This is a genomic window from Brevundimonas sp., assembly GCF_018608325.1.
GTDB lineage: Bacteria > Pseudomonadota > Alphaproteobacteria > Caulobacterales > Caulobacteraceae > Brevundimonas.
In genome coordinates this window covers 22972-28662 of the sequence record NZ_JABAZW010000091.1, presented here as the reverse complement: position 1 = coordinate 28662, position 5691 = coordinate 22972, and the positions used below count along the sequence as shown (strand labels likewise).

Below are 5691 nucleotides of genomic sequence, written 5' to 3'. Positions count from 1 at the left end.
TATAAGAGACAGGGCCCGGCTCGACCGTCTCACCCGCACCGCCGCCTGCCGCCCTGGCCCAGCGATCCGCCAGTTTCATCGCATCGCGTGCGCGCGGCGATCGATCCCGCTCCAACCCGACCAGACGATCCGCCAGATCAACTCCCGACCCGCCCAGCCCGGGTTCGCTCAGCACCGCCGCGATCCGCGCGCCCGTCATGGCGTCGCCAGCATCGGACGCCACCGCCACCATATGCGCCAGACGCGGCGACAGCGGTATGCGCGTTAACCGTCGCCCGTGCGCCGACAATCCACCCTCAGCGTCCAGTGCGCCCAGTCGCGTCAGAACCTTTCTCGCCTCCGCCATCGCCCCCGCAGGCGGCGGGTCCAGCAGGGCCAAGCCCTCTACCGAACGCGCGCCCCACCGCGCCAGATCAAGCGCCAGACTGGTCAGGTCAGCCTCTTGAATCTCTGGCCTTTGGTGCGGGACCAGACCCCGCGTCTGTTCCTCGTCCCACAGGCGATAGCAGACGCCGGGTTCGGTCCGTCCGGCCCGCCCTCGCCTCTGTTCCGCCGACGACCGGCTGACCTTGACCGTCGCAAGCCGGGTCAGGCCGCTGGAGGGCTCGAAACGCGGCACGCGCGATAGGCCGCCGTCCACCACGACCCGTACGCCCTGAATGGTCAGGCTGGTTTCCGCCACTGAAGTCGCCAGCACCAGCTTGCGCCGTCCATGCTCTGCGGGTTCGATAGCCCGATCCTGCTCCACCCGATCCAGACCGCCATACAGTGGAACCACATCGACGTTCGGCAGCCGCAACCGCTCCTTCACCAGCCGCGCGACGCGGTGGATTTCGCCCTGCCCCGGCAGGAAGCCCAGAACAGAACCCGTCTCTTCGCCCAGCGCCGTCAGACAGGCGCGCGCCATCGCCTCATCGAACCGCTCGGCCGCGTTGCGCCCCAGATACCGCGTCTCGACCGGGAACGCTCGCCCCTCGGCCTCGATCACAGGCGCGCCGCCCAGCAGGCGGGACACCCCAACCACATCCAGCGTCGCCGACATGACCAACAGCCGCAGGTCTTCGCGCAGCACGCCTTGCGTCTCGCGCGCCAGCGCCAGACCCAGGTCGGCGTCCAGACTACGTTCGTGGAATTCATCGAACAGCACCGCCCCCACGCCGTCCAGTGACGGATCATCCAGGATCATCCGCGTGAAGACGCCCTCGGTGATGACCTCGATTCGCGTTTTCGGGCCGATCCGGCTTTGCAGGCGTGTGCGATAGCCGACCATGCCCCCGGTCTGCTCACCCAGGGTCTGGGCCATGCGGTCGGCTGCGGCCCGTGCGGCAATCCGGCGCGGCTCCAGCACGAGCACCTTGCCGTCGCCCAGCCAGGGCTGATCCAGCAGGGCCAGCGGCACGACCGTCGTCTTCCCCGCCCCCGGCGGGGCCGCCAGCACGGCTGTATTCCCGTCCGCAAGGGCGGTTTTCAGCGGTTCGAGTACGGCATGGATCGGCAACATCACGCGGCTCTAGCGCGACGTGGTACGATCACGAAAGCGTCGTCTCGCCTTAACCACCTCGTCATCCGCGTTGCGCGCAGGCCCATCCGCCGCTAGCGTCCGCCCGAAAGCAGTCGAGGGGCTGCTAGTAATCGTGGGGAATATCTAAATGTGGCGCGTTAAATCGTTGGATGCGATCCTCGCATCCGCGGAGAAAAAATCGCTAACCCGAAGCCTCGGCCCCGTTCAGCTGACCTTGCTGGGCGTGGGCGCGATCATCGGCACCGGAATCTTCGTACTGACGTCTGAGGCGGCTCAAAAAGCCGGCCCGGGTATGATGTGGAGCTTCGTTATCGCCGCTGCGGTCTGTGCCGTGGCGGCGCTTTGCTATTCAGAGATCGCTTCGATGGTGCCGGTTTCCGGCTCCGCCTACACCTACACCTATGCGGTGATGGGCGAACTGCTGGCCTGGATGGTGGGCTGGGCGCTTATCCTTGAGTATGCCGTTGCGGCCTCGGCGGTGTCCGTCGGCTGGTCCGGCTATTTCATCGGCCTCTTGCAGAGTTGGGGCATAACATTGCCCCATGCCATAGCCGTCGGCCCGTACGCCGGCGGCATCGTGAACCTGCCCGCCCTGCTGATCGCCCTGTTGATCACCGGCCTGCTGATGATCGGCACCAGCGAGAGCGCGCGCGTCAACGCGGTTCTGGTCGCCATCAAGGTCACCGCCCTGACGGTCTTCATCGTTCTGACCCTGCCGGTGCTGAAAGGCGCCAACTTCACGCCCTTCACGCCGAACGGCTGGTTCGGCGATGGTCATGGCGCCGGTCTTGGCGTCGTGGGCGCTGCGGCCTCGATTTTCTTCGCCTATGTCGGCTTCGACGCCGTATCGACGGCGGCGGAAGAGACCAAGAACCCGCAACGCAACGTGCCCATCGGTCTGATCGCCTCGCTCGGCATCTGCACCATCTTCTACCTGCTGGTCGCAGCGGGCGCGATCGGCGCCATCGGCGCCCAGCCCCTGGTTGGCCCTAATGGCGAAATCCTGCACGCTGGTTCGTCGGCCCTGGCCGCTCAGTGCGCGACCTATTCGTCGTTGCAGGAGCCGCTGGTCTGCTCGCGTGAAGCCCTGGCCCACGTCCTGCGTGTCGTCGGTCATGAACGTATCGGCGACTTCATCGGCATCGCTGCCTTCCTGGCCCTGCCTTCGGTCATCCTGATCATGCTGTTCGGTCAGACCCGCATCTTCTTCGTGATGGCGCGTGACGGCCTGCTGCCCGGCTTCCTGGCCTCGATCCACCCCAAGTGGAAGACGCCGCACATCGTGACGATGATCACTGGCGTGGCCGTTGCCATCTTCGCCGCCTTCCTGCCGGTCGGTAAGCTGGCGGACATCTCCAACTCGGGCACCCTGTTCGCCTTCTTCATGGTGGCGATCGCGGTGATGATCCTGCGCGTGACCCAGCCGGACCGTCACCGCCCGTTCAGGACGCCCCTGATCTGGATCATCGCACCTCTGGCTGTGATCGGAACTCTGGGCCTGTTCTTCAACCTGCCGACGGAATCCCAGCTGGTTCTGCCGATCTGGGGCGCTATCGGCCTGCTGGTCTATTTCGCCTACGGCTATCGCAAGAGCCACGTCGGTCGTGGTCTGACCGAGGTCCACGAAACGGACAGCGACGCGCCTCCGCCGCCTGTTCCTCCGATCAGCTAAAAACAGAAAGGCCCCGGATCGCTCCGGGGCCTTTTTTCTTTGGGTCCAGGGTCTGAAAGACCTTGGTGCGGATGAGAGGACTCGAACCTCCACGCCTCTCGGCGCTGGAACCTAAATCCAGTGCGTCTACCAGTTCCGCCACATCCGCCAACCGGCAGGACGGGCCTTCTAGGTGGAATTTCCTGAGACCGCAATCGTCTCTGTTGATCCAGCCCACCGGACGCATGCGGAATGCGCATTGGCTCGAAAAGGGCCGAAAGCGGCCTGATCCGGTGCGTTGGGGTGGAAAGATCAGGCCGCCTCGATCTGCCCGATGGTTCGGGACAGGCCGTGCGCCGGTCCTTGGGGTGACCGACGCCTTTGTGACCCTAGGGCCCGTCGCCAATCACTGGTACTTGGTGGAACTACCAGGGCCGAGGCGACGGGCTGCGATGGCTAGCGCGGCCCTCGACTAAATCTCTACTGGGGCTTTTTCTCGCGCTTGATGGCCTGATCGATTTCCTGGTCGGTGACGCCTTCCTTCTTCAGGATGCTGCGCACCACAGGCCCAGCGCCGATCAGCGGCAGCGGCTGGTCGAAGACCTCACGCCAGAGGCGGTCGAGGACGGCGTCTTCATTCGAAAGTTCCATCGTGGAATTCCTTTACTGGTTCCGTGACGCAACTCACACGCGCTTCAGGCGCGATACACAAAGGCGCGCCGAACCCTGGCATGCGCCCCAGGTGCGGCCTGACCTAAGTCTTTGGAGGGAACAGGTCAGGCCGCCCGAACATCCCGGAGCCAATGAAGGTTCGGAAAGTTCATTGCGTCGAGCCGTCGGGGGGGACGACGCCTAACAAAGCTACGCCAACCCCTTGGTCGACAACAGTTGTTGGAAATACTGGGTTTTGCGCAATTGTCTCTCACAGGTTGCAGAGCGGCTGATACCAAACGCCTCAGCCAACCCCGCAAGCCAGGTTTTTCGTAGCTGGTGCAGTCTGGCCCTTGCCTTCGCGCGTCGGGGCTTTAGGAACCCGGCTCCCCTCTCCCCAGGATGCCAGATATGACCGTGCAAAAACCGAACACGATCGGCATCGACTTCGGCACGACCAACACCGTCGTCGCCCTGACCGATGACGCCGGCCACGCCCGCCTGGTCACCTTCAACACCAGCGAGGGACAAAGCGCGACTTTCCGCTCGGCGCTCAGCTTCCAGTTTCACGCCAGCGTGGATGGCGAACCGCCCGAACGGGTGGTCGAGGCCGGTCCCTGGGCTATCGACGCCTTCGTCGAAGACCCGCTGGAGACGCGCTTCATCCAGTCGTTCAAGACCTTCGCCGCCAGCGCCGCCTTCACCGAGACCCGCATCGACAACAAGCGTTATCGCTTCGAGGATCTGCTGGCCGCCTTCCTGCTGCGCCTCAGCCACCATGCGGGCGACGGCATGGCCAATCTGCCGCCGCGCGTCGTCGTCGGCCGTCCTGTCACCTTCGCAGGCGGCAATCCTGACGAGGCCCTGGCCCTGCAACGCTATCAGGAGGCGTTCGGCCGTCTGGGCTTCACCGACATCCGCTACGCGCATGAGCCGGTCGGCGCCGCCTTCTATTTCGCGCGCCAACTGAAAGAGGACGCCACGGTTCTGGTCGCCGACTTCGGCGGCGGCACCAGCGACTTCTCGATCATCCGCTTCGAGCGTTCCGGCGACACCCTGCGCTCTACGCCTCTCGCCCGTTCCGGCGTCGGGGTGGCGGGCGACGCCTTCGACTATCGGATCATCGACCAGCTGGTGTCGCCCGAACTGGGCAAGGGCGGTCAGTATCAGGCGTTGAACAAGCACCTGCCGATCCCGCAACGCTATTATTCCGCCTTCGCCCGCTGGGACCAGTTGGCGCTTCTGCGGGCCTCACGCGACATGCGCGACATCCGCGCCCTGGCCCGCACCGCGCTGGAGCCGGAGAAGATCGAGCGCCTGATCGAGATTCTGGACGACAACCACGGCCACGCCCTGTACCGCGCGGTCTCTGCCCTGAAGATGGCGCTGTCGAAGGACGAGACGGCGGACTTCGTCTTTGCGGCGGGGGATGTTCGGATCGAAAAGCCTGTCGCCCGTGCTGATTTCGAGGGCTGGATCGCCCCTGAACTGGCCGCCATAGAGGGTGCTGTGGATCAGGCTCTGGCCAAGGCCGGTCTGGCGCCGGACGCCATCGACCGCGTCTTCCTGACCGGGGGCACATCGTTCGTGCCCGCGGTGCGCGCCATCTTCCAACGCCGGTTCCAGGCGGATCGCATCGAGACCGGCGGCGAGTTCGAATCCATCGCCGCCGGCCTGGCCCTGATCGGGCTTGAGCCCGACCTGGACCTCTGGAGCGAAAAGGCCGCTTAGAACTTGCGGCCCACGCCGACTGACACGACCCACGGGTCCAGATCGACATCGCTCTTCAGGGCGCCGTCATTGATGTTGGCGTCGGTGTTGAACCAGACCTTCTTGACGTCGACATTCAGGCTCCACGGTCCCTGAA

At 65.0% G+C, this 5691-nt stretch carries 5 protein-coding genes and 1 tRNA gene; 2 read left to right on the top strand and 4 right to left on the bottom strand.

Features of this window, described 5'->3' with window-relative positions; translation table 11 throughout:
• Window positions 1–1501 (bottom strand): ATP-dependent helicase HrpB (gene hrpB, locus QZ281_RS09080; protein ID WP_292227399.1); only part of this gene is annotated, 1501 nt, incomplete at its 3' end.
• A 148-nt stretch (window positions 1502–1649) separates the two neighbouring features.
• On the opposite strand from hrpB, the gene QZ281_RS09075 reads away from it, so the two are divergent.
• The gene (locus tag QZ281_RS09075) at window positions 1650–3194 is read left to right on the top strand and encodes an amino acid permease (protein ID WP_292227397.1); all 1545 of its coding nucleotides are present in this window, start codon (window positions 1650–1652) and stop codon (window positions 3192–3194) included.
• 63 nt (window positions 3195–3257) lie between these two features.
• On the opposite strand, the gene QZ281_RS09070 is transcribed toward QZ281_RS09075, so the two are convergent.
• Both QZ281_RS09070 and QZ281_RS09065 read right to left on the bottom strand, forming a co-directional pair.
• Window positions 3258–3342 (bottom strand) — tRNA-Leu (locus QZ281_RS09070).
• Window positions 3343–3653: 311 nt separating this feature from the next.
• Window positions 3654–3824, bottom strand: a complete 171-nt coding sequence (locus QZ281_RS09065; protein ID WP_292227394.1) for a hypothetical protein — start codon at window positions 3822–3824, stop codon at window positions 3654–3656.
• A gap of 411 nt (window positions 3825–4235) precedes the next feature.
• Between QZ281_RS09065 and QZ281_RS09060 the strand changes: the two genes are divergently transcribed.
• Window positions 4236–5555, top strand: coding sequence for an Hsp70 family protein (locus tag QZ281_RS09060; protein WP_292227391.1), 1320 nt, complete (start codon window positions 4236–4238; stop codon window positions 5553–5555).
• Here the strand turns inward: QZ281_RS09060 and QZ281_RS09055 are convergent.
• The coding region (locus tag QZ281_RS09055) for an OmpW family outer membrane protein (RefSeq protein WP_292227405.1) at window positions 5552–5691 on the bottom strand (140 nt) is incomplete at its 5' end. The two genes, QZ281_RS09060 and QZ281_RS09055, sit on opposite strands and share 4 nt — an antisense overlap.

What these genes read in the sequence shown, in the direction of transcription:
- QZ281_RS09065 (WP_292227394.1), bottom strand. Translation starts at nt 3,824, where the DNA reads ATGGAACTTTCGAATGAAGACGCCGTCCTCGACCGCCTCTGGCGTGAG.
- QZ281_RS09060 (WP_292227391.1), top strand. Translation starts at nt 4,236, where the DNA reads ATGACCGTGCAAAAACCGAACACGATCGGCATCGACTTCGGCACGACC.
- QZ281_RS09075 (WP_292227397.1), top strand. Translation starts at nt 1,650, where the DNA reads ATGTGGCGCGTTAAATCGTTGGATGCGATCCTCGCATCCGCGGAGAAA.